A 20,060-nucleotide genomic window follows, 5' to 3' on the forward strand; every position below is an offset into this window, starting at 1 on the left:
ATGCGTACCCGCTCTTCCCCAATGCCCCGATTTTTACGGCACCTTGAAGGGGCGACCGCATAGACGCTCCATGCCGGACTGCGGTTGCAGGGACACGGAAATGAATGGTGTAACAACGCGTCGGTGCAGTTCAAGTGGTACAGACCAGCGACTTGCTCACAGAGTGTTCACAGATCCTACAAACCTGTAGCCCTCAGCGTGCGGTGAATTCCCGAGCCGCCAACTCGGCGATGTGCGCGGCGTTCAGGGCGGTGCCCTTGCGCAGATTGTCACCGCAGACGAAAAGTTCCAGTACGTGCGGATCGTCCGGTGAGCTGCGCACCCGGCCGACCCACGTGGGGTCGGTGCCGACCACGTCCGCGGGCGTGGGGAACTCGCCGACGGCCGGGTTGTCGAAGAGCACGACGCCCGGCGCGGTCGCCAGGATCTCGTGGGCCCGCGCCACATCGACGTCGTTCTCGAACCGGGCGTGCACGGACACCGAGTGCGTGGTGACGACCGGCACCCGTACACAGGTGGCGGCCACCGGCAGCCGCGGCAGGTCGAGCAGCTTGCGCAGCTCGTCGCGGAGCCCCAGCTCCTGCGAGGACCAGCCGTCCTCGCCGAGCTCCCCGGCCCACGGCACCACGTTCAGCGCGACCGGCGCCGCGAACGGGCCGAGCCCGTCACCGACGGCCCGCCGCACATCGCCGGGACTCGTACCGAGCCCGGTCCCGGCCACCAGCGAGATCTGCCGGCGCAGCGCCTCGACCGCGGCCTGCCCCTCACCGCTGACCGCCTCGTACGTGGAGACGACCAGCTCGCTCAGACCGAACTCGGCGTGCAGCGCGCCCACCGCCACGATCATGGCGAGGGTGGTGGGGTGCGGGCTGGCGATGATGCCGCGCGGGCGCATCCGTACCGCGTGCGGGTTGAGCTCGGGGACCACGAGCGGCACGTCCGGGTCCATCCGGAAGGCGGCCGAACTGTCCACCACCACCGCGCCCTTGGCGGCCGCGACCGGCGCCCACTGGGCGGCCACCGCGTCGGGCACCAGGAACACGACGACATCGGCCCCGTCCAGGGCCTCCTCGCTCAGCGCGCGGACCTCGCACTCCTCACCCCGCACGAGCAGGGTGCGCCCGGCCGAGCGCGCGGACGCGACGAGGCGGACCTCGCCCCACACGTCCGCGTGCTGGGACAGGATCTGGAGCATCACCGCACCGGCGCCCCCGGTCGCTCCGACGACCGCGAGCGCCGGTCTGCGGGTCATCGCCCGGTGCCTCCGTAGACGACGGCCTCGTCACTGTCGGAGTCGAGACCGAAGGCCGAGTGCACGGCGCGCACGGCCTCGTTCACCTCGTCGGCGCGGGTGACGACCGAGATGCGGATCTCGGAGGTCGAGATGAGCTCGATGTTGACGCCCGCGTCGGCGAGCGCCTCGAAGAAGCCCGCCGTGACGCCCGGGTTGGTCTTCATCCCGGCGCCGACCAGCGAGATCTTGGCGATCTGGTCGTCGTAGCGCAGCGACTGGAACCCGATGGTGGGCTTGGTCCGCTCCAGGGCGTCGATGGCCTTGCGGCCCTCGGCCTTGGGAAGGGTGAAGGAGATGTCCGTCAGGCCGGTCGACGCGGCGGAGACGTTCTGCACCACCATGTCGATGTTGATCTCGGCGTCCGCGATGGTGCGGAAGATCGCCGCGGCCTCGCCCGGCTTGTCGGGCACCCCGACGACCGTGACCTTGGCCTCGGAGACGTCGTGGGCGACTCCGGAGATGATGGCGTGCTCCACCTGCTGGTCCCCTCGCGGTTCGTTGCTGACCCAGGTGCCCTGGAGCCCACTGAAGGACGAGCGCACATGGATCGGAATGTTGTAACGGCGGGCGTACTCGACGCACCGGTGCAGCAGCACCTTGGAGCCCGACGCGGCCAGCTCCAGCATGTCCTCGAAGGAGATCCAGTCGATCTTCCGGGCCTTCTTCACGACCCGCGGGTCGGCGGTGAACACACCGTCGACGTCCGTGTAGATCTCGCAGACCTCGGCATCGAGCGCGGCGGCAAGGGCGACAGCGGTCGTGTCGGAGCCACCGCGCCCCAGCGTCGTAATGTCCTTGGAATCCTGGGAGACACCCTGGAACCCGGCGACGATCGCGATGTTGCCCTCGTCCAGAGCGGTACGGATCCGCCCCGGCGTGACGTCGATGATCCGCGCTTTGTTGTGGACCGAGTCGGTGATGACACCGGCCTGGCTGCCCGTGAACGACTGGGCTTTGTGGCCCAGGTTTTTGATCGCCATGGCAAGCAGTGCCATGGAGATCCGCTCTCCGGCGGTCAGCAGCATGTCGAATTCCCGCCCGGCAGGCATCGGTGACACCTGCTCCGCGAGCTCGATCAACTCATCCGTCGTGTCGCCCATCGCGGAAACCACGACGACCACCTGGTGGCCGTTCTTCTTGGCTTCCACGATCCGCTTGGCGACGCGCTTGATGCCCTCGGCATCGGCAACGGAGGAGCCTCCGTACTTCTGCACGACAAGGCCCACGTGCGCTCCTCGCTCAGTTCATTACTGCGGTCGGCTAAGTCTAACGAGCGGGCCGGATTCGCCCGCGCCGTATCACTTCGTGAGATGTCCCGCTCACAAGTTGATCACCGGACGCCCTTCCGGACCGCTCGCGACGTCCGCCTGCCCCTTTCCCCCCGGGGTACGCGAACTGTGCTCGGCGTCACAGACACGTGCTCATGCCGCTGATGACCCCGGGTTCTCGTTTCGCAGGTCGTACTGCAGGTCGATCTCTCCCGACCGGATCGCCTGGATGAAGTCCTCACGCCGCAAATACATCGCCAGCCTCATCGCGGCTTCCTTGACCGCCTGCTCGTCCGTCTCCACCCCGAACGCCTTGCGCAGGTCGGCAAGGAAGCCTTCGTCATCTCGATGGTCACGTTGCGGGCCATGTCAGCCCCCCCCTTCGGGCTGACGTTTCACGGGGTCTCCTCCACGATAGGTCGGTCTTCTTCGGATTTCAGGGAGTGCGCGGGGGCACCGGGCGGCGCCGGAGCGGCCGTCACTCCTCAGCCCCCTTCGGCGGCAGCCCCGCCGCGACGCGGGCCTGGTCGGCGGGGGACATGGGGCGCTGCCTCGGGACGGCACGGAAGGTGTCGGGGACGTGGCGGCCCTCCCCGTCGACCAGCTCCGCCTCGAACTCCCGGAAGCACGGCCCGCACAGCCCGTCGATGATCGGCTCGGTGCGTTCGTCCTCGTCGCAGCCCATGCAGGCCATGACGACGCGGGTGACCCGGGCCCGGCCGGTGTCCTTGGGGGTTTTCGTCGGGGGCATCTTCGTCTCCAGTCGGTTACGGGCCAGCGCCCCCGCGCTCAGCACGGGGCGCGGCAGGCCGGCGGTCAGGGTGCGGATGAGGCGTTCCGGGCTCGCGCCGCGCGCCAGCCACTCGGCGGCCAGCGGTTCCAGTGCTGCGCATTCGGCGGCGGACAGGCTCATCTCCCGGTCCGCGTCGCCCAGTTGAGCCAAGGTGTTGTACGCGACCGACCGCGCGGGTTCGGCAGGTTCCGGCGCGGCGCCGCGCGCCTGCGCTTCCGCCTGCTCCGGGGGCTCCTCGCTCACGTGGGCAAGTCCGTCCCGCTCCGCGGCCGTTACGTCGATGCCCTTCACGCCGCGCACGAACTCCGCCCACCACTCGTCGGACCGGGCGGTGGGTGACCAGTACGTTCTGGTCACCCACCGCATGCCGCCCGCGTCCAGGGCGAGGTGTTCCTTCACTCGCCGCAGATGGCCGGCGTAGGTGAGTTCGCGCAGTGCCGAGGCGCAGCCCTGCTGACCGTGGTCGGGGTGGTGGGCGGCGAGGGTCTTCACGCCCATCGCCGCGCCTTCGACCAGCGCGCAGATAAACACCGCGATCGACGCCGCACGCCTGGACAGGTGCGCGAAGTTCGATTCGGGGGGCGGGACTTGGTCACCCGCATGGCGCTTTCCGTAGCCCTTATTGGCCATGGGGTGTGCGGGGCCGGGTAGAGCAGGGCTAAAGTCGGTGCAAGCCACGGATCGACTGCTTTCGATCTAGTCGGTTAGGCCTCGGCACGGTGCTGCTAACACCTGCCGGGGCCGTTCTTTTGCCGCGAACCTAGAGTGTCTTTACTCTCCGGCGCAACTCGAACACGGAAAGTCACACGTGCGGGTGGTCCGACCTAACACCCGTACGAACAAGGGGGGTTGGGCGGTAGCCCAACCCCCTGAAGACCAAAACCAAACCCTGGTTTCAGGTCTCGGATCCCGGGTCCCAAGACCCGGGCTGTCGTGCGGTTACTGACCCACGAACTGCTGGTAGTTCATGCCGTTGCAGCCGAAGGCGCGCAGACCGTAGGCGCCGCTGTCGTCTATGCAGCGACCGGTGTTCTCGTTCTGGAAGGTCAGCGTGCCATTGCCGTTGTAGTAGATCGCCCAGCGCTGGTAGTCCATGCCGTTGCAGCCGAAGGAGCGCAGGCCGTAGGCCCAGCTGTCGTCCATACAGCGGCCCGTGTTGCCGTTCTGCATGACCCAGTTGCCGTTGGACTGGCCGTACAGCCCCCAGTACTGGTAGTTCATGCCGTTACAGCCGAAGGCCCGCAGGCCGTAGGCGCCGCTGTCGTCCACGCAGCGGCCCGTGTTGAGGTTCCTCAGCGCTCCCGCGTCGAGGGCGTGGGCCGGCACGGCGCCGGGGTGGAGCTGGGTGGAGTGGGTCAGCGGGGCCGGGGCCGGGACCGACGGCGCGGCGGCCGACGCGGCGCCAGCGCCCGCGAACGCCAGGGCCGCAGCGGCGGCGAGCGCCCCCGCGAGCCGGGCCGTGCGGAGCGAGAAGCGCGTACGGAAGTTCATGGTCTTCTCCTGTCGTAAGGACGGGCGGAAGGACGGGCGGATCCGCCGGGCCGGAGGCGAATGGCTGCGGCCCGGCGGTCACCACCCTGGACCGGCCGGACACCCCCCGTCTTTGTACGGACGCGACAGCATCCGGAGCTAACGGGTCCTTTGCCATGCACGGTGCGATTGAGCCACAACTGCCGTAATTGGCGCGGGAGTTCGTTGTGGGGCGGGGACGGCGCGAGCACCATCGCGGCGTCCGCACAACGACAGAAAGGCTTCGCGAAGGGGTTCCCATGGGCTCACCACCGCTCCGCTACAGACCGCCGAGACCCGGCCTGCGGCCGCACGTCCTCGGCTACTTCGGCTACCACTACCCGCCGCGCAGCCCGCAGCGCCGGCTGGTCTTCCCGGACACGGCGTGCACCGTCGTCTTCGGGTTCGACGTGCCGGTGCAGATCGTCGGGCTTGTCGAGCCCGTGCGTACGGTGAGCTGCCGCTCGCGGGCCGATCTGCCCTTCACCACGGCCCTGCTGGGCCACCACGAGGGCGGTGTCCGGGGCGTCGCGGTGCGGCTGACGCCGATGGGCGCGTACCGGCTGTTCGGCATCCCGATGCACGAGTGGGACGTACCGCACCTGGACCCGGTGCATCTGCTGCCGCCCGCCCTGCGGCACCTTCCGGAGCGGCTGGAAGCGGCACCGGACTGGCCGGAGCAGTGCCGGCTCCTGGACGAGCACCTCGGCCTGCTGCTCGTCGGCGGCCCGCACCCGCGCATCGCACCCGAAGTCGCCTGCGTCTGGCGGGAGTTGGACCTTCGGCGGGGCATGGTCACCGTGCGGGAGCTGGCCGGCACCGCGCATTGCAGCGTCCGCCATCTGGAGCGCCGCTTCCGCGAACAGGTGGGTCGCTCGCCCGCCGCGATCGCCCGCGTGCTGCGGTTCCGGGCGGCGCTGCGGCTACGGGACAGCGGGCTGCCGCCGTGCCTGGTGGCACAGCGCTGCGGCTTCCACGACCAGGCCCACTACAACCACGTCTTCAAGGCGACGACGGGCCTCACTCCGACCCAGGTCCTGGCCGTCCCGATGAACTGGTCCACCCAGGCCCGCACCAACTCCCCCGCGTGGGAGGCGGTTTAACGTCAGACGCACACCAACTCCCCTGCGTGGGAAGCCGCTTGACCCGAACGGCGCTTACTTCGCCTCGCGCAGCCCCAGCGGCCCCGCGAGCTCCTCGGCCATGACGCGGCCCGCCTCCTCCTCCAGGGCGTCCTCCGTCAGGTCCTGGTCGGTGTCGAGGCCGTCCAGTTCCTCCAGAGGCTGGTTGAGACGCACGTGGGCGACCAGGGACTGGAGGGCGCGCAGGGCTGCGGAGGCGGTCGATCCCCAGTTGGAGAAGTAGGAGAACTGCCACCACCACAGGGCCTCGGTGGTACGGCCCGCGCGGTAGTGGGCGAGGCCGTGGCGCAGGTCGGTGACGACATCGGCGAGGTCGTCCGAGATCCGGCACGGCACCGGCGCCTTGCGCGGCTCGTACGGGTCGAAGACCTCGGAGTACACGTCGATGGGTTCCAGGAGCCGGGCGAACCGCTCGCGCAGCTCGTCCACGTCCGCCTCCGGGCCGAGGTCCGGCTCGTACCGCTCGTCGGGGACGATGTCCTCGTGCGCCCCGAGCCGGCCGCCGGCGAGCAGCAGCTGGGAGACCTCCAGGAGGAGGAACGGTACGGCACTGTCGGGCTCGTCGCCCTTGGCCACTTCCGTGACCGCGACGATGAAGGACTCGACCTGGTCGGCGATCTGGACCGCGAAGGAGTCCGGGTCCTGGTTGGTCGCGTGCAGCGTTGCGTCAGACATCGAGTTGACCTTCCTCGTACCCCGCGTGGGCGTCATACATCGAGCAGCCGCCTTCCCTCGAAGGCCCGGCCCAGGGTGACCTCGTCGGCGTACTCGAGGTCGCCGCCCACCGGCAGGCCGCTGGCGAGCCGGGTGACCTTGAGACCCATGGGCTTGATCATGCGGGCGAGGTACGTCGCCGTGGCCTCGCCCTCCAGGTTCGGGTCGGTGGCCAGGATCAGCTCGGTGACCGAGCCGTCCGCGAGGCGGGTGAGCAGCTCGCGGATGCGCAGGTCGTCCGGGCCGACGCCCTCGATCGGGCTGATGGCGCCGCCGAGCACGTGGTAGCGCCCGCGGAACTCGCGGGTCCGCTCGATGGCCACCACGTCCTTGGGCTCCTCCACCACGCAGATGACGCTCTCGTCGCGGCGCGGGTCGCGGCAGATGTTGCACCGCTCCTCCTGCGCCACGTTGCCGCACACCGCGCAGAACCGGACCTTGTCCTTCACCTCAAGGAGGGCGTGGGCGAGACGGCGCACATCGGTCGGCTCGGCCTGCAGGATGTGGAAGGCGATCCGCTGCGCGCTCTTGGGACCGACGCCGGGCAGCCTGCCCAGTTCGTCGATGAGGTCCTGAACCACGCCTTCGTACAACGGAACGCCTTTCGTGGGTCGCGCTGGTGCTCTGATGCTTACGGTAGTTGCTGTACGTCCGCCCCAGTAGGGTGGGCGCGCGTCTTGCGTCCGGGCGGGCGGGCCTACGCCGGTACGCCCGGGGGTCCGGCCGCTAGAACGGCAGGCCCGGCATGCCGCCCATGCCCTGCGCCAGCGGGCCCAGCTTCTGCTGCTGGAGCGCCTGGGCGTTCTCGTTGGCGGCCTGCACGGCCGCGACGATGAGGTCCGCGAGGGTCTCGGTGTCCTCCGGGTCGACCGCCTTCGGGTCGATGGCGAGGGCACGCAGCTCGCCCGAACCGGTCACGGTCGCCTTGACCAGACCGCCGCCGGCCTGGCCGTCGACCTCGGTCGCCGCCAGCTCCTCCTGGGCGCGGGCGAGGTCCTGCTGCATCTTCTGGGCCTGCTGGAGAAGCTGCTGCATATTGGGCTGGCCACCACCAGGGATCACGTTTCACTCCGGGTTTCGGTCGGACAGGGTCGATTTCCGCTGTCGCTTTCGGCACTCCGAGCCTACGTGGTCGACAGGCGCCCTGCTCCGCAACTCTTTCGAGTGACGCGAGGTGCGTTCCTATACCTGATCAAGGGCCACTTCCGGGCGGAAATACCGGGATATCGACCCCCTGGGCCCTCCATTCGGCGGTAGGAATGGCTGGCGGGGCGCATCGGTACGCACACGCGCATCGCAGGCGCCTGCTACGTCACTCGTGGTTTCGAGGTGCCTGTACGTCACAGAGGGTCACAGCAGCAGCGCGGAGGGAGCGGCCGGGTGAGCCAGCCGGAGATGCAGCCCGAGGGGCCCCCGGGACCGGCCCGGCCCGGCGGGGAGACCGGCGATCTGACCGGTCGGCCGTTCCCGCCCGGCGACTGGGGCGAGCCCGCTGAGCGCCTGGACGAGCTGTACCGGTGGGTCGAGGCGGGGGCGCTGCGCACCGCGGACTGGTACCTCGCCGACCGGCTCTGGAAGCGCCGCGGCGCGCGCGCCCTGCGGGCCGGTACGGCGGGCGGCGCGATCGCGGGGGCCGTGCTGCCGCTGCTCGATCTGACGCGCGCCCTGGCGGGCGCCGCGGGCTGGGGCTACCTCAGTCTGCTGCTCGGCGGGGCGTGCATGGCGTGTGACCGCTACTTCGGTCTCACCTCGGGCTGGATAAGGGACGTGGCCACCGCGCAGGCCGTGCAGCGGCGGCTCGGTGCGCTGCAGTTCGACTGGGCCTCGGAGAGCGTACGAGAGGTCCTCGGGCCCACCGAGGGCACCGCGAGCGAGGCGGCCGAGCGCTGCCTCGCGCTGCTGCGCCGGTTCACCGAGGACGTGACGGAACTGGTCCGCTCGGAGACGGCGGACTGGATGGTGGAGTTCCGGGCGGGTCCCGCGCCACTCGTCATGCAGACGCTGAGCGCGACGGCCCCGCGCACGGACGGGCCCCCCGGCCCCGGCCGGCTGCCCCTGCCGCCGGCCGCGCGGCCGAACATGCCGCGGCAGCGGCCGCCGGAGGGGCCTCGGTAGGGTTCAGCCGCGCGAGGGCCGGGGGGCCCGCTCCGTACCCGCAGAGCCGGTGCCTCAGCTGAAGATGATCATTGAGCCCTGGGCGAGGCTCCGGGTCGCGGCCGCGTGCAGCCCCAGCCACACATGCCGCTCGCGGGCGAACGGGCTCTCGTCGTACGGAATCGGCCCGGCCGGTTCCTCAAGGGAGGTGGGCCGGTCCGGGGGCGCGGGCGCGGACGGCGGGTTGGCCGGATCTATCCCGATCGCGGGCCCCACGAACTCCAGCTCCCGCAGCAGCCCCTGCGCGGAGCCGAGCGGTCCGCCGCCCGCGAGGAGCTCCTCGCTGGAGAGCGGCACCCGGAAGTCGACGGGGACGTACGCTCCCGCGTGGTCGTAGTGCCACACCAGGTGCGACTGCTGCGCGGTCGCCTCGAACATTTCCAGCAACTGCTCGTAGTCGCCGCCGAGTTCGTCGACCGGGGTCACCGCGAGGCCGCACAGCTGGAGCAGATAGGCACGGCGCAGGAAGTGCAGGGCGTCGTAGTCGAACCCGGCCACGGGCGCGACATCGCCGGAGAGACCCGGCATGTACGCGAAGACCGGCACCGGTGGGAGCCCGGCGTCGCCGAGCGCCTTGTCGTACGAGGCGATCTCCTCGGCGAACGGGTTGTCGGGGCTGTGGCACAGCACGTCGACGAGGGGGACCAGCCACAGGTCACAGGCCAAAGCGGGCTCGCTCTCAACTCGTTTCGTGCGATGGTCGGGACAGCGTAGTGCGCTGGGCACTCTGCGCGAAGAGTGCCGGTCAACTCCCGGTGCGGGGTGACCGGATCCCCCACGGCCCCGGCCCCGGGGGTTTACCCAGCCGTCCGGCCGTTACTCGGGGCCGGGCGGCGGCGCGGGAGGTCACATCCGCCGGATGGGGTGGCTGCGGGAGGTCACACCTGCCGGACCCGGCGGTCGCACCCCCCGGACCGGGAGGTCACATCTCCCGGATTCCGGCGGCGCAGACGGTCACACCTGCCAGATCCACACGTCGTCCACCTTCATGCCCGGCCGTCCGAGCAGCCGGGTGACCGCCTCGTACAGTTCGGGAGCCCTCGGCTGCGGCGTCAGGACCAGGACTCCCGCCCGCCAGTACGCCAGGTCCTCGCGGGCCTGGCTCTGCCAGGCCGTGCCGATGTCCGGGACCGGTTTGCCGGAGCGGATGTCGCCGAAGAGGTTCGACGTCCAGCGCGGGGAGGCTCCGTAGATGCCGATGCGGTCCGGGCCCCAGGGGCCGTTGAAGTAGCCGCCGGGGACCGAGAAGCCGAGGCCCGTCGCCGACTGCCAGTGCAGTGCCTCCGCCGAGCCCGGGTCCGGCAGCGGCACCGGGACCAGCGATCTGCCCGGCGGCACGTACTGCTTCCACCGGCCCGACGCGATGAAGTCCGGCACCGCCGGGCGCGCGTTCGTCGGGAACGACGTCGGGATGATCGGGATCAGCGCCAGCGCGATCGCCGCGAAGCCGACCGCCCTGTTCGCGCGGACCCGGCTGCGGGCCAGGCGCCCCGCCGCCAGCGCGACCAGCGCGCCGAGGACCGGCGCGCAGATCATCGCGACCCGGCCCTCGATCACCGACTCGAAGAGCGGGCGGTGCGCGAGCAGCTTCCAGGGGCCGGGGAACACCACATCGGTGTACGGGATGCGGATCTTCTGGCCGAGGGACAGGAGCGCGGCCGCCGCGCCCGTGAAGGCGAGGGCCTTGACCAGCGGCTCGCGCCACAGGCGTACGACCAGCGCGAGGGCCAGCGCCACCAGCGGCCAGCCGTAGAACGCGTTCTGCTCGGTGCGGTTCAGGGCCAGTTTGTCCGCCGTCGCGTCGTCGCCCAGCAGCGAGCGCCCCGCGAACTCGATCAGCGCGAGCGGTGAATTGCCCGCGTTGTCGCCGTGCAGCACGCCCTGATAGCTCTGCGCGCCCGCGAACTGCCAGTACAGCGGGTACGCGAGCAGCACCAGGCAGACCCCCAGGGCGTACCCCACGCCCTGCGCCAGCGGGCGGATCGCCGCGCGGGCGACCTCGCGCCGGGCCAGGGCGTACGACAGCGCGAACAGCGCCATGCCCAGCGAGGCGAGCAGCAGCACCTCCTCGCCGAGGAAGATCTGGTACGTCGTGAACAGGCCCAGGATCACCCCGTCGCGGCGGACGTTCCCGCCCTCGCACAGGCGCAGCGCGCGGTCGATGATCAGCGGGATCATGAACAGGACGCAGAAGTTCGGGTGCGCGTTGCCGTGCGAGATCATCGGCGGCGCGAAGGCCGCGAGTGCGCCGCCGAGCCCGGCCGCCCAGCGGTTCTCCGTCACCCGGCGGGCGAACAGCCAGTACCAGGCGTACGCCGTCGCCGCGATCCCCAGGGTGAGGACCAGCGCCCAGGTCACCGTCGGCCCGAAGGCCAGCGTCACCGGCGTGAACGGCACGGACAGGCCCAGCATCGGGGTGTTGCCCATCAGGTTCACGCCGTCGGGGAAGTTCTGGACGGTGGTGAACAGCGGGTCGCGCAGATGGGCCACGCTGTCCGCGGTGACCGCGAAGAACCACTCCCACTGGTTCTGGTCCCGCATCGAGTCGGTGAGATAGCTCCGCCCGAGGTCCGCCCAGAGGTTTTTGTAGAGCAGTACGGAGGAGAGCAGGAACAGCGCGCCCAGGGCGAGGTCCACGCGCCGCACCGTCCGCGCCTTCAGGCGCGCCAGCTCCCACAGGACCTTGCCGTAGTCCGCCGCGCCCACCTTCGAACCTTCCTGGTGCGACCAGCGCACCGGCACCTCGGCGACCGCCCAGCCCCGGCGGCGGAAGAACTGGAGGATCTCCACGTCGATGCCCCAGCCGTCGAGCCGGGCATCCGCGAACGCGGCGCGCGCCTTCTCGCCGTCGAACAGTTTGAAGCCGCACTGGGTGTCGCGGATGCCGGGCACGGCGACGGCCCGTATGAGGCGGTTGCCCATCCGGCCGAGGGTTTCGCGCAGCCGGCTCTGGTGGACCTCGATGTTCGCGTCGGGGTGGGCGCGCGAGCCGATCGCGGCGGCCGTCTCACCCCCGGTCATCGCCTTGGCGAGGTGGTCCAACTCCTCGATGGGCGTGGCCAGATCGGCGTCCGTGAGCAGCACCCGGCGTCCGTAGGAGGCGAGCACCCCGAGCCGCAGGGCGTGCCCCTTGCCCCGGTTGGAGCCGCTCGCCACGACGTTGATGCGGGGGTCGCGGGCGGCGGCCTCGCGGGCGATGCGGACGGTGTCGTCGGTCGATCCGTCGTCGACGACTATCAGTTCCCAGGTGCAGGTGTCGCCGAGGTGGGCCCGTATCGCTTCGAGGGTCGGCGCGAGGCGCTGCTCCTCGTTGAACGCGGGGACCACGACGCTCAGTTCGACCTGTCCGGCCGGGTCGGTGTTCACCGGGGCAGCCGCTCCGCCCACGCCAGGGAGTCGTCGTTGTACGCGGCGATCAGGGCCTGCGCCCGCTCGAACTCGCCCCGGCCGATCGCGTCGACCACCTCGCCGTGACCGGTCCACAGGCAGTCGCTGAGGTCGGCGTGGCCGCGCAGGTGGGGCACCGCGAACACCCAGCTCTGCATGCGGAGCCGGTGCAGGAAGTCGGAGATGTACGCGTTCCCGGCGAGTGCGCCGAGCTCCCGCCAGAATCGCAGGTCGTAGCCGACCAGGATGTTCAGGTCGCCGCTGCGGGCGGCCCGCGCGGCCTCCTCGCCGCGGCGGCGTACCGAGACGAGGGCCGCTTCGTACGCTCCGAGCGAGCCGGGCAGCACGGCCCGCCGGAAGATCCCCTCGACCACCAGCGCCCGCGCCGCGACCATGCCCTTGTAATCCTCCACGGAGAACACCCGCACGCGGAAGCCGCGGTGCTGGTCGGAGTCGAGCAGGCCCTGGGCGCAGAGGTCGACCAGCGCCTCCCGCACGGGCGTCGCGGAGACGCCGTACTGCTCGGCGATCTGCTTGACCGTGAAGTCCACACCGGGCTGCATACGCCCCGCGAGCACCTCGTCACGCAGCGCGTCCGCGATCTGCTGCCGAAGAGTGCTGCGGGTGACCGCTCCGCTCGCGGGCATGGCTCGCTCCCCTCTCCGGCTTCGAGCCACCCTATGGTGTGCCCGGAAACCGGACAAAGGAGAGCGGGCTTTTGCCCCCGGCCGGGGGGCTCAGACCGTGTGCTCGTCAGCCTGCTGGGGGGCTCAGACCGTGTGCTCGTCGGCCACCGTCAGTGCCTCGTCCAGGACCGCGAGGCCTTCCTTGGCCTCGGCCTCGGTGATGTTGCAGGGCGGCACGACATGGGTGCGGTTCATGTTGATGAAGGGCCACAGCCCGTTCTTCTTGCACGCGGCGCCGAACGCGGCCATCGGCGCGTTGTCCGCGCCACTCGCGTTGTACGGGACGAGCGGCTCGCGCGTCTCCTTGCTGCGCACCAGCTCCAGGGCCCAGAACACGCCGGTGCCGCGCACCTCGCCCACCGAGGGGTGCCGCTCGGCGAGCTCGCGCAGGCCGGGCTCCAGGACGGTGGCGCCGATGTGCGCGGCCTGCTCCACGATGCCCTCCTCCGCCATCACGTTGATGGTGGCGACGGCTGCGGCGCAGGCCAGCGGGTGCCCGGAGTAGGTGAGGCCGCCGGGGAAGGGGCGGTGCTCGAAGGTCTCGGCGATCCGCCCGCTGATGGCGACGCCGCCGAGCGGCACGTACCCGGAGTTGACGCCCTTCGCGAAGGTCATCAGGTCGGGCACGACGTCGTAGTGCTCGCAGGCGAACCACTTGCCGGTACGGCCGAACCCGGCCATGACCTCGTCCAGGATGAGGACGATCCCGTACCGGTCGCAGATCTCGCGCACGCCGGGGAGGTAGCCGGGCGGCGGGGTCATGATGCCGGCGGTGCCGGGCACGGACTCCAGGATGATCGCGGCGATGGTGGCCGGGCCCTCGAAGGCGATGGTGTCCTCAAGGTGCTTCAGGGCACGCGCGCTCTCCTCCGCCTCGGTGGTGGCGTGGAAGGGCGAGCGGTAGAGGAACGGCGCCCAGAACCGCACGACGCCCGCCGAGCCGCTGTCGGAGGCCCAACGACGCGGATCACCAGTCAAGTTGATCGCGGTGTTCGTACCACCGTGGTACGACCGGTAGGCGCTCATCACCTTGTGGCGGCCGGTGTGGAGGCGGGCCATGCGGGTGGCGTTCTCGACGGCCTCCGCGCCTCCGTTGGTGAAGAAGATCTTGTCGAGGTCCCCAGGGGTGCGCTCGGCGATCAGCCGGGCCGCCTCCGAGCGGGCCTCCACGGCGAAGGCGGGCGCGAACGTCGTCATCGTCGCGGCCTGCTCCTGGATCGCCGCGACGACCTTCGGGTGCTGGTAGCCGATGTTGGTGAAGACGAGGCCGCTGGTGAAGTCGAGGTAGCGGTTGCCGTCGTAGTCCCAGAAGTAGGACCCCTCCGCGCCGGCCACGGCGAGCGGGTCGATCAGGCCCTGGGCGGACCAGGAGTGGAACACGTGCGCACGGTCGGCGGCCTTCACAGCCGCGCCCGCCTGCGGATCGGGGATGCCTTGAGGGGTCATGCCCCCAGGGTAAGGAACCCCAGATGGGACCAGCCATGGCCACCTTGTCCACGTTGACGCGCGGGGCTCGGCAAGGTGTCGGGGTGCGGGGGGGAAGCTAGGGGCGCGGGGAACTGCGCGCCCAGCCACAGACAGCCCGCAGCAGACGACACACCCTGTCCCGCGCGCCAGGAAAGCCGCACTCCCATCGCTACCCGCCAGGGAAGCCGCACTATTCTCGGCGCGTGGGGGCGGTGGGATCGGGGGAGGTGCGGCTGACGTGGGGATATCGGGGAGCTTGGGGCCGGGGGATCCGGAGCGGATAGGGGCGTATCGGCTGCTCGGGCGGCTCGGGGGCGGGGGGATGGGGCAGGTTTATCTCGCTCGGTCCGATCGCGGGCGTACGGTCGCCGTCAAGCTGGTGCGGGCCGAGCTCGCCGAGCAGGACGAGTTCCGCAGGCGGTTCCGGCAGGAGGTGGCGGCCTCGCGGCGGGTCGCCGGGCCGTGGACGGCGCCCGTGCTCGACGCCGACACCGAGGCGCCCGTGCCCTGGGTCGCGACCGGTTACGTCGCGGGCCCCTCCCTCCAGTCCGTCGTGGCGGGCCCGCACGGCCCGCTGCCCGAGCGTTCCGTACGCAGCCTCGCGCGCGGCCTCGCCCACGCGCTCAAGGACATCCACGCCGCCGGGCTCGTGCACCGCGACCTCAAGCCCTCCAACGTCCTCATCACCATCGACGGCCCCCGCGTCATCGACTTCGGCATCGCCCGCGCCCTGGAGGCCGGCCCCGACGGCGGTCTGACGCGGACCGGCGCGCTCATCGGCTCGCCCGGGTTCATGGCGCCGGAGCAGGTGCGCGGCGACGAGATCACCCCGGCCTGCGACATCTTCTGCCTCGGCTCGGTCCTGGCGTACGCGGCGAGCGGCAGGCTGCCGTTCGGGGAGGCGGCGAGCGGGGCGCACGCGCTGATGTTCCGCATCGCGCAGGAGCCGCCCGACCTCGACGGCGTACCCGAGTCGCTCCATGAGCTGATCGGCGACTGCCTGCACAAGGACCCGGCGGCCCGCCCCGGCCCCGACCGCATCCTGCGACGCGTCCACGAAGACCCCGACACCCCGTGGCTCCCCGCTCCCCTGGTGGCCGAACTGGCCAGCCACGCCGCGCAGTTGCTCGCCGAGGAGACCCCCGCGCCCTCACCGAGCGACGCACCCCCCGCCCCGCCGCACATACCCGCCTCGGCCCAGCCCGTCCCGCCGCAGAAGGCGGCACCGCCCGCCCCGCACGGCTATCCGTCTGCGGTGTACGCCCCGTACGCCCCCGAGCCGCCGCTCCGCCGCAGCGCGAAGTCCACGGCGGCGCTGATCGCGGTGGCGCTGGTGGTCGCGGGAGTGGCGGGCGGGTCGGTGTACGCGTACATGAGCGGCGGCCCCGGGCCGCAGGACAACCGGGGCGCCACTCCCCCACTCTCCAACTCCCCTTCCCCATCGGCCAGTTCGAGCAGCCACGACGGCATGTCCCCTGCCACACCCGGCGGGATACCGCAGCAGTACGTAGGCTCCTGGTCGGCCACCATCGCGGGCGGCAACACCCGGAGCCTTGTCATCCGGCCCGGCCAGGTCGGCGACACCGTGCTCACGCTCACTGCCGACGGCAGCGGCTACCACTGCGTCTTCCGGGCCCAGTTGACCCACGCGCTCACCGCGACCGACCCGGGAGTCCAGATCGGCCCCTCCCAGGTCACTCCCGGCTCGACCGGCGCCTGCAACCCCGGAAGACCCAGCACCCTCACCCTGCTGCCCGACGGCCGACTGCACCGACAAACCGTTGGCTCCGGCGAGTTCCTCGATTACACGAAAGGCCACTGACCGAGCAGGGTCACCACGGACCGCAGCAGCAGCGTGTGCACGAAACGATCCGGCCCCGACGGCAAGCACCGCCACCACAGCGGCCAGGTGTGCCCCGTCAGCGCCGGGACCGGCACGTAACTGGCCGTGTTGGACACCGAGTTGAAGAGTGTGACCCCGACGGGCCAGGCCCGGTGCGAGGTGCTGCCCGGCGCGACGAAGAAGTACACCGCCCGCTGCCCGTTCGCCTCCGCGACCACCGGCCCCGGGTCGCCCCCGGTCAGCCGCTCCAGCGCATCGGCCGTGCGCAGCCCGCCTTCACCGTCCATCCGTACGGCGTCGAATTGCACACCCGCTTTTCGGAGTTGGTGCCCGGTGAGCGGGATCCAATTGAAGTTTACTTCGCAGTTTTTCGTATCCACGAGGACATTTTCGGGCTGCGGCGCTAGCGTTTTCCATGGCCGCGCAGGGACCGTCGGGCAGCCGTTGACCAGCCCCAACTCCCCTTGCAGCGAGTCGAATTCGGCGGGGTTGAGTTGTGACCGGTTGAGACCGGTTGAGTCGGAGCGTGATCGCAATGGCACGAGCGGAAAACAAAGTGACGGCGGGACCGACGGCGCAGATGGTCGCCAATCTGGCCCGCAAATTGCGCGTTAGGAAGGGGTGGACGCAGGAGCAGTTGGGCAAGCAGCTGGGGTTCTCCGGTGCCGCCGTGAGCGCCATGGAGACGCTGGCCCAGCCCGCGTCCGACGACATGCTGGTCGAGCTGGAAAAGGTGCTCGGCGACGGACTCGGGGTGTTCGAGGAGGCGCGCGTGTTCGTACGCCTGGAGAAGTACCCGGTGCAGTTCCAGGACTACGCGCTGCTGGAGCAGAAGGCGGTGGTGCTGCGGCTGTACGCGACGCTTGTACTTCACGGGCTGTTTCAGACTGAGGAGTACGCCCGCGCGCTCATCGGCGGTGGCTACCCGCCCCTGCCCGAGCAGCGGGTCGAGGAACTGGTCGAGGCGAGGATGGCACGGAGGGCCCTCTTCGACCGCACGCCGGTCGCGCACATCGAGCTGGTGGTGGAGGAGTCCGTGCTGCGGCGCGTGATCGGCGGGCCGGAGGTGATGAGGGGCCAGTTGCTGCATCTCGCGGAGTGCATCCGGCGCCGCAACGTAACGCTCCAAATCCTTGAGATGGACTCTGGGTTGACCGGCGAGTACGCCGGTGCACGCGGCGAGCTGAACCTGGTGGAGACACCTGAGCACGACCACCTGGTGTACTTGGAGGTTCAGGACGAGAGCATCCTGCTCAGCGACCCTGCAAAGGTGAGTACGTATGCGCAGCGCTATGCGAAGATCCGAGCACAGGCTCTGGATCCTCGCAAATCACTGAGCCTCATCGAGGAGTTGGCGGGAGAGTATCAATGAGCAACACCCTGCACTGGTTCAAGTCCAGCTACAGCAGCGATAGCGGCGGCAACTGCGTAGAGGTGGCTCTCACCTGGCGCAAGTCCTCGTACAGCAATGCAAGCGGCGGGGAGTGCGTCGAGGTGGCCCTCCCCTGGCGCAAGTCCTCGCACAGCGACAGCAGTGGCGGCGACTGCGTAGAGGTAGCCACTTGCCCCCAAGCCGTCCACGTACGGGACTCGAAGGTGGCCCATGGGCCCTCCCTCGCTGTCGATCCTCGCGCGTGGACGGCGTTCCTGGACTGGGAAGGGACTCCGGTCAGTTGAGGGCGGCGCGGGTGCCGCGCAGGGCGTTCTCGTCGTAGGCGTCCAGCGCGAGCAGTGCCGCGCCGATCCAGCCCGCGCCGGGGCCGAGCAAGCTGGGCCTGATGGGCGGGAGTTGGCGGCAGCCGCGTGCGGTGACGTAGCGCTCGAAACTGCGGCGGGTCGGGGCGAGGAGTGCGTCTCCGGCCTCGGCCACCCCGCCGCCGACCACGACCAGCTCGACGTCGAAGAGGTTGACCAGCGTCGCAATGCCGATGCCGAGCCAGTGGCCGAGATGCGCCAACTGGGCCCGGGCGGTGGGGTCTCCGGCGCGGGCGGCCGCCGAGACGGTCTCGCCGGTCACCCGGGACGGGCCGCCCGCGAGGGTGGCGAGCAGCCCGCCCGGGTCGGCGGCGGCGGCCGCGCTGCCGTACCGGCCGAGCGCGGGGCCGGACGCCAGGGGTTCGAGGCAGCCGATCGTGCCGCAGCCGCAGCGCTGGTCGCCGCGCGGGTCGACGATCATGTGGCCGAGTTCGGTGCCGATGCCGGTGCGGCCGCGAAAAAGCCGGTCGTCCAGGACGATCCCGCCGCCGACACCCGTACCGACGGTCACGAACGCCATGTACGAGGCGCTGTTGCCCATGCGGTACTCCGCCCAGCACGCGGCGTTGGCGTCGTTGTCGACCACCGTCGGCAGGCCGGTGGAGTCCTCAAGGAGCTGGCGGAACGGCAGGTCGCGGTAGGCGTTGTTGGGGGCGGTGCGGATGCGGCCCTCGGGCCAGCTGACCAGACCGGCCGCGCCGACACCGAGGGCGACCACGCCGGGGTGGCGGTCGCGCAGTCCGTCGATGAGCCGGGCTGCGGTCCGCAGCACGGCCTCCGCATCGTCCGCCGGGCAGGGCAACTGCGGTACACGTTCCAGGACTTGACCTTTGGCGTCCACGACTCCGGCGGCGATCTTCGTGCCTCCGACGTCGAGCCCGATGGAGCGCGCGGGGCGCTCGTGAGGGGCGGAAGAAGAAGCCATGCGGTGTACTCCTAGCGGGATTAGCGGATTTGCGGGACTAGCGGGGTCAGTGAGGTTGGAGCTGGATGCCGAAGCAGTTCTGCAGCGCGATCAGAGCGGCGCCCTGCGCACCCCGTACGGCGTCCAGCTCCTTGGTGACGATGTGGCAGTTGCGGCTGATCTGGAAGGTGTGGTCGGGGAAGCTCCGCAGCGCGCGCAGGAAGGCGTTGGCCGCGCGGCGGCCCGGCCCGCCGGTGATGAGATCTCCGGCGGCGTAGATGACGACCTGGCTCGGCCCGAACGTGGTGAGCAGCGTGGCGATGCCCCGGGCCAGCGACACCCCGGCCTTGCGGAACGCGGCGATCGCCTCGACCGCCTGCGCGGTGCCGCCGTCGGCGAGCGCTATCGCCGCCTCCAGGCCGTCCAGCTCCCGCCCGGTGCGCTCCTTGACCACCGCAGGCAGCGCCCGATTGCCGAGCTGGCTCTCGATGCAGCCGCGCATCCCGCAGTCGCAGGCCCGCCCGCGCGGCCACACCTGGAAATGCCCGAACTCGATGGGTACGGCGAGTCGTTCACGGCGTACGACCACTCCCGCGCCCACGCCGTCGCGGATCAGGATGACCGCGAACGTCGCGCACTCGACACCCACGCCGAGCCGCTGCTCGTACGCGGCGAAGGCGTGCGCGTCGTTCTCCAGGGCGGTGGCGCAGCCGAACGCGGACGCCAGCTCGGGGCCGAGCGGGAAGTCCACCCATTCGTAGGGCGGCGGCCTATCCCTGCCCCGGTCGTCGGGGGCGTTCAGGAGGTGCAGGACCATGCCGGTGTCCGGGTCGACGGGGCCGCCGACCTGCACGCCGAGGCAGAGTCTGCTCCTCGGGAACCCGGAGCCGAGCCGGGCTGCCGCCAACTGCGCGGCCAGCTCGGCCGCGTGCTTGACGACCTCGTCCGGGTCCATGTCGGTCAGGTCACGGCGCGAGCGTGCCATCACTCTGCCGTCGTCCTCGGCGAGCACACCGACCAGCTTGTAGGGCTGGATCTCGATGCCGATCGCGAACTGCCCGTGGTCGAGTTCGTAACTGCGGCGGAGTATCTGCCGCACCTTGGCGTCGTCGTTCGCGTTCATGTGTCACCTTGCGCGGGGTGG

General features: G+C 70.7%; 20 protein-coding genes. 5 read left to right on the top strand and 15 right to left on the bottom strand.

Annotation, left to right across the window (positions count from 1 at the left end; genetic code table 11):
• Positions 1–193: 193 nt before the first annotated feature.
• The 5 genes from ACIBK6_RS27895 to ACIBK6_RS27915 form a co-directional block, all read right to left on the bottom strand.
• On the bottom strand, positions 194–1,252 hold the full coding sequence (locus tag ACIBK6_RS27895; protein WP_399054124.1) for an aspartate-semialdehyde dehydrogenase: 1,059 nt from the start codon (positions 1,250–1,252) through the stop codon (positions 194–196).
• Positions 1,249–2,520, bottom strand: a complete 1,272-nt coding sequence (locus ACIBK6_RS27900; protein WP_399054125.1) for an aspartate kinase — start codon at positions 2,518–2,520, stop codon at positions 1,249–1,251. Before ACIBK6_RS27900 ends, ACIBK6_RS27895 begins: the two co-directional genes overlap by 4 nt.
• Before the next feature lie 195 nt (positions 2,521–2,715).
• Positions 2,716–2,865 carry a hypothetical protein gene (locus ACIBK6_RS27905; protein ID WP_399054126.1) on the bottom strand — a complete coding sequence of 50 codons (150 nt, stop codon included), beginning with the start codon at positions 2,863–2,865 and terminating at the stop codon, positions 2,716–2,718.
• A gap of 175 nt (positions 2,866–3,040) precedes the next feature.
• The gene (locus ACIBK6_RS27910) at positions 3,041–3,985 is read right to left on the bottom strand and encodes a hypothetical protein (protein ID WP_399054127.1); all 945 of its coding nucleotides are present in this window, start codon (positions 3,983–3,985) and stop codon (positions 3,041–3,043) included.
• Positions 3,986–4,294: 309 nt separating this feature from the next.
• Positions 4,295–4,846, bottom strand: coding sequence for an RICIN domain-containing protein (locus tag ACIBK6_RS27915; RefSeq protein WP_399054128.1), 552 nt, complete (start codon positions 4,844–4,846; stop codon positions 4,295–4,297).
• 278 nt (positions 4,847–5,124) lie between these two features.
• Between ACIBK6_RS27915 and ACIBK6_RS27920 the strand changes: the two genes are divergently transcribed.
• Positions 5,125–5,967, top strand: a complete 843-nt coding sequence (locus ACIBK6_RS27920) for a helix-turn-helix transcriptional regulator (RefSeq protein ID WP_399054130.1) — start codon at positions 5,125–5,127, stop codon at positions 5,965–5,967.
• A 54-nt stretch (positions 5,968–6,021) separates the two neighbouring features.
• Here ACIBK6_RS27920 and ACIBK6_RS27925 read toward each other — a convergent pair whose 3' ends face one another.
• From ACIBK6_RS27925 to ACIBK6_RS27935, 3 genes are all read right to left on the bottom strand, one after another.
• On the bottom strand, positions 6,022–6,681 hold the full coding sequence (locus ACIBK6_RS27925) for a DUF5063 domain-containing protein (protein WP_399054131.1): 660 nt from the start codon (positions 6,679–6,681) through the stop codon (positions 6,022–6,024).
• A 32-nt stretch (positions 6,682–6,713) separates the two neighbouring features.
• On the bottom strand, positions 6,714–7,313 hold the full coding sequence (gene recR, locus ACIBK6_RS27930; protein ID WP_399054132.1) for a recombination mediator RecR: 600 nt from the start codon (positions 7,311–7,313) through the stop codon (positions 6,714–6,716).
• 133 nt (positions 7,314–7,446) lie between these two features.
• The gene (locus ACIBK6_RS27935) at positions 7,447–7,782 is read right to left on the bottom strand and encodes a YbaB/EbfC family nucleoid-associated protein (RefSeq protein WP_399054133.1); all 336 of its coding nucleotides are present in this window, start codon (positions 7,780–7,782) and stop codon (positions 7,447–7,449) included.
• 318 nt (positions 7,783–8,100) lie between these two features.
• On the opposite strand from ACIBK6_RS27935, the gene ACIBK6_RS27940 reads away from it, so the two are divergent.
• Positions 8,101–8,835, top strand: a complete 735-nt coding sequence (locus ACIBK6_RS27940; RefSeq protein ID WP_399054134.1) for an SLATT domain-containing protein — start codon at positions 8,101–8,103, stop codon at positions 8,833–8,835.
• 54 nt (positions 8,836–8,889) lie between these two features.
• Here ACIBK6_RS27940 and ACIBK6_RS27945 read toward each other — a convergent pair whose 3' ends face one another.
• The 4 genes from ACIBK6_RS27945 to ACIBK6_RS27960 form a co-directional block, all read right to left on the bottom strand.
• Positions 8,890–9,540 carry a hypothetical protein gene (locus tag ACIBK6_RS27945; protein WP_399054135.1) on the bottom strand — a complete coding sequence of 217 codons (651 nt, stop codon included), beginning with the start codon at positions 9,538–9,540 and terminating at the stop codon, positions 8,890–8,892.
• A gap of 288 nt (positions 9,541–9,828) precedes the next feature.
• Positions 9,829–12,240, bottom strand: a complete 2,412-nt coding sequence (locus tag ACIBK6_RS27950; protein WP_399054136.1) for a dolichyl-phosphate beta-glucosyltransferase — start codon at positions 12,238–12,240, stop codon at positions 9,829–9,831.
• Positions 12,237–12,908: a GntR family transcriptional regulator gene (locus ACIBK6_RS27955; RefSeq protein WP_399054137.1), complete on the bottom strand. Its 672-nt coding sequence runs from the start codon at positions 12,906–12,908 to the stop codon at positions 12,237–12,239. Before ACIBK6_RS27955 ends, ACIBK6_RS27950 begins: the two co-directional genes overlap by 4 nt.
• A 123-nt stretch (positions 12,909–13,031) precedes the next feature.
• Positions 13,032–14,393 carry an aspartate aminotransferase family protein gene (locus ACIBK6_RS27960; RefSeq protein WP_399054138.1) on the bottom strand — a complete coding sequence of 454 codons (1,362 nt, stop codon included), beginning with the start codon at positions 14,391–14,393 and terminating at the stop codon, positions 13,032–13,034.
• A 259-nt stretch (positions 14,394–14,652) separates the two neighbouring features.
• On the opposite strand from ACIBK6_RS27960, the gene ACIBK6_RS27965 reads away from it, so the two are divergent.
• Complete coding sequence (locus ACIBK6_RS27965) at positions 14,653–16,236, top strand: serine/threonine-protein kinase (RefSeq protein ID WP_399054139.1); 1,584 nt, start codon at positions 14,653–14,655, stop codon at positions 16,234–16,236.
• On the opposite strand, the gene ACIBK6_RS27970 is transcribed toward ACIBK6_RS27965, so the two are convergent.
• Positions 16,218–16,637 carry a hypothetical protein gene (locus ACIBK6_RS27970; protein WP_399054140.1) on the bottom strand — a complete coding sequence of 140 codons (420 nt, stop codon included), beginning with the start codon at positions 16,635–16,637 and terminating at the stop codon, positions 16,218–16,220. The genes ACIBK6_RS27965 and ACIBK6_RS27970 overlap by 19 nt on opposite strands.
• A gap of 155 nt (positions 16,638–16,792) precedes the next feature.
• Between ACIBK6_RS27970 and ACIBK6_RS27975 the strand changes: the two genes are divergently transcribed.
• Both ACIBK6_RS27975 and ACIBK6_RS27980 read left to right on the top strand, forming a co-directional pair.
• Positions 16,793–17,629, top strand: a complete 837-nt coding sequence (locus ACIBK6_RS27975) for a Scr1 family TA system antitoxin-like transcriptional regulator (protein ID WP_399054202.1) — start codon at positions 16,793–16,795, stop codon at positions 17,627–17,629.
• Positions 17,626–17,934, top strand: a complete 309-nt coding sequence (locus ACIBK6_RS27980; RefSeq protein WP_399054141.1) for a DUF397 domain-containing protein — start codon at positions 17,626–17,628, stop codon at positions 17,932–17,934. Before ACIBK6_RS27975 ends, ACIBK6_RS27980 begins: the two co-directional genes overlap by 4 nt.
• Here the strand turns inward: ACIBK6_RS27980 and ACIBK6_RS27985 are convergent.
• Both ACIBK6_RS27985 and ACIBK6_RS27990 read right to left on the bottom strand, forming a co-directional pair.
• Positions 17,927–18,937, bottom strand: a complete 1,011-nt coding sequence (locus ACIBK6_RS27985; RefSeq protein ID WP_399054142.1) for an ROK family protein — start codon at positions 18,935–18,937, stop codon at positions 17,927–17,929. The genes ACIBK6_RS27980 and ACIBK6_RS27985 overlap by 8 nt on opposite strands.
• A 46-nt stretch (positions 18,938–18,983) precedes the next feature.
• Complete coding sequence (locus ACIBK6_RS27990) at positions 18,984–20,039, bottom strand: ROK family protein (RefSeq protein ID WP_399054143.1); 1,056 nt, start codon at positions 20,037–20,039, stop codon at positions 18,984–18,986.
• Positions 20,040–20,060 lie beyond the last annotated feature (21 nt).

This window comes from Streptomyces sp. NPDC050485 (assembly GCF_044458185.1).
Taxonomy (GTDB): domain Bacteria; phylum Actinomycetota; class Actinomycetes; order Streptomycetales; family Streptomycetaceae; genus Streptomyces.

Excerpts from the sequence above, each read along its gene's own strand:
- ACIBK6_RS27960 (WP_399054138.1), bottom strand. The coding sequence starts at position 14,393 with ATGACCCCTCAAGGCATCCCCGATCCGCAGGCGGGCGCGGCTGTGAAG.
- ACIBK6_RS27915 (WP_399054128.1), bottom strand. The coding sequence starts at position 4,846 with ATGAACTTCCGTACGCGCTTCTCGCTCCGCACGGCCCGGCTCGCGGGG.
- ACIBK6_RS27975 (WP_399054202.1), top strand. The coding sequence starts at position 16,793 with ATGGCACGAGCGGAAAACAAAGTGACGGCGGGACCGACGGCGCAGATG.
- ACIBK6_RS27920 (WP_399054130.1), top strand. The coding sequence starts at position 5,125 with ATGGGCTCACCACCGCTCCGCTACAGACCGCCGAGACCCGGCCTGCGG.
- ACIBK6_RS27990 (WP_399054143.1), bottom strand. The coding sequence starts at position 20,039 with ATGAACGCGAACGACGACGCCAAGGTGCGGCAGATACTCCGCCGCAGT.
- ACIBK6_RS27910 (WP_399054127.1), bottom strand. The coding sequence starts at position 3,985 with ATGGCCAATAAGGGCTACGGAAAGCGCCATGCGGGTGACCAAGTCCCG.
- ACIBK6_RS27985 (WP_399054142.1), bottom strand. The coding sequence starts at position 18,937 with ATGGCTTCTTCTTCCGCCCCTCACGAGCGCCCCGCGCGCTCCATCGGG.
- ACIBK6_RS27955 (WP_399054137.1), bottom strand. The coding sequence starts at position 12,908 with ATGCCCGCGAGCGGAGCGGTCACCCGCAGCACTCTTCGGCAGCAGATC.
- ACIBK6_RS27925 (WP_399054131.1), bottom strand. The coding sequence starts at position 6,681 with ATGTCTGACGCAACGCTGCACGCGACCAACCAGGACCCGGACTCCTTC.
- ACIBK6_RS27980 (WP_399054141.1), top strand. The coding sequence starts at position 17,626 with ATGAGCAACACCCTGCACTGGTTCAAGTCCAGCTACAGCAGCGATAGC.
- ACIBK6_RS27895 (WP_399054124.1), bottom strand. The coding sequence starts at position 1,252 with ATGACCCGCAGACCGGCGCTCGCGGTCGTCGGAGCGACCGGGGGCGCC.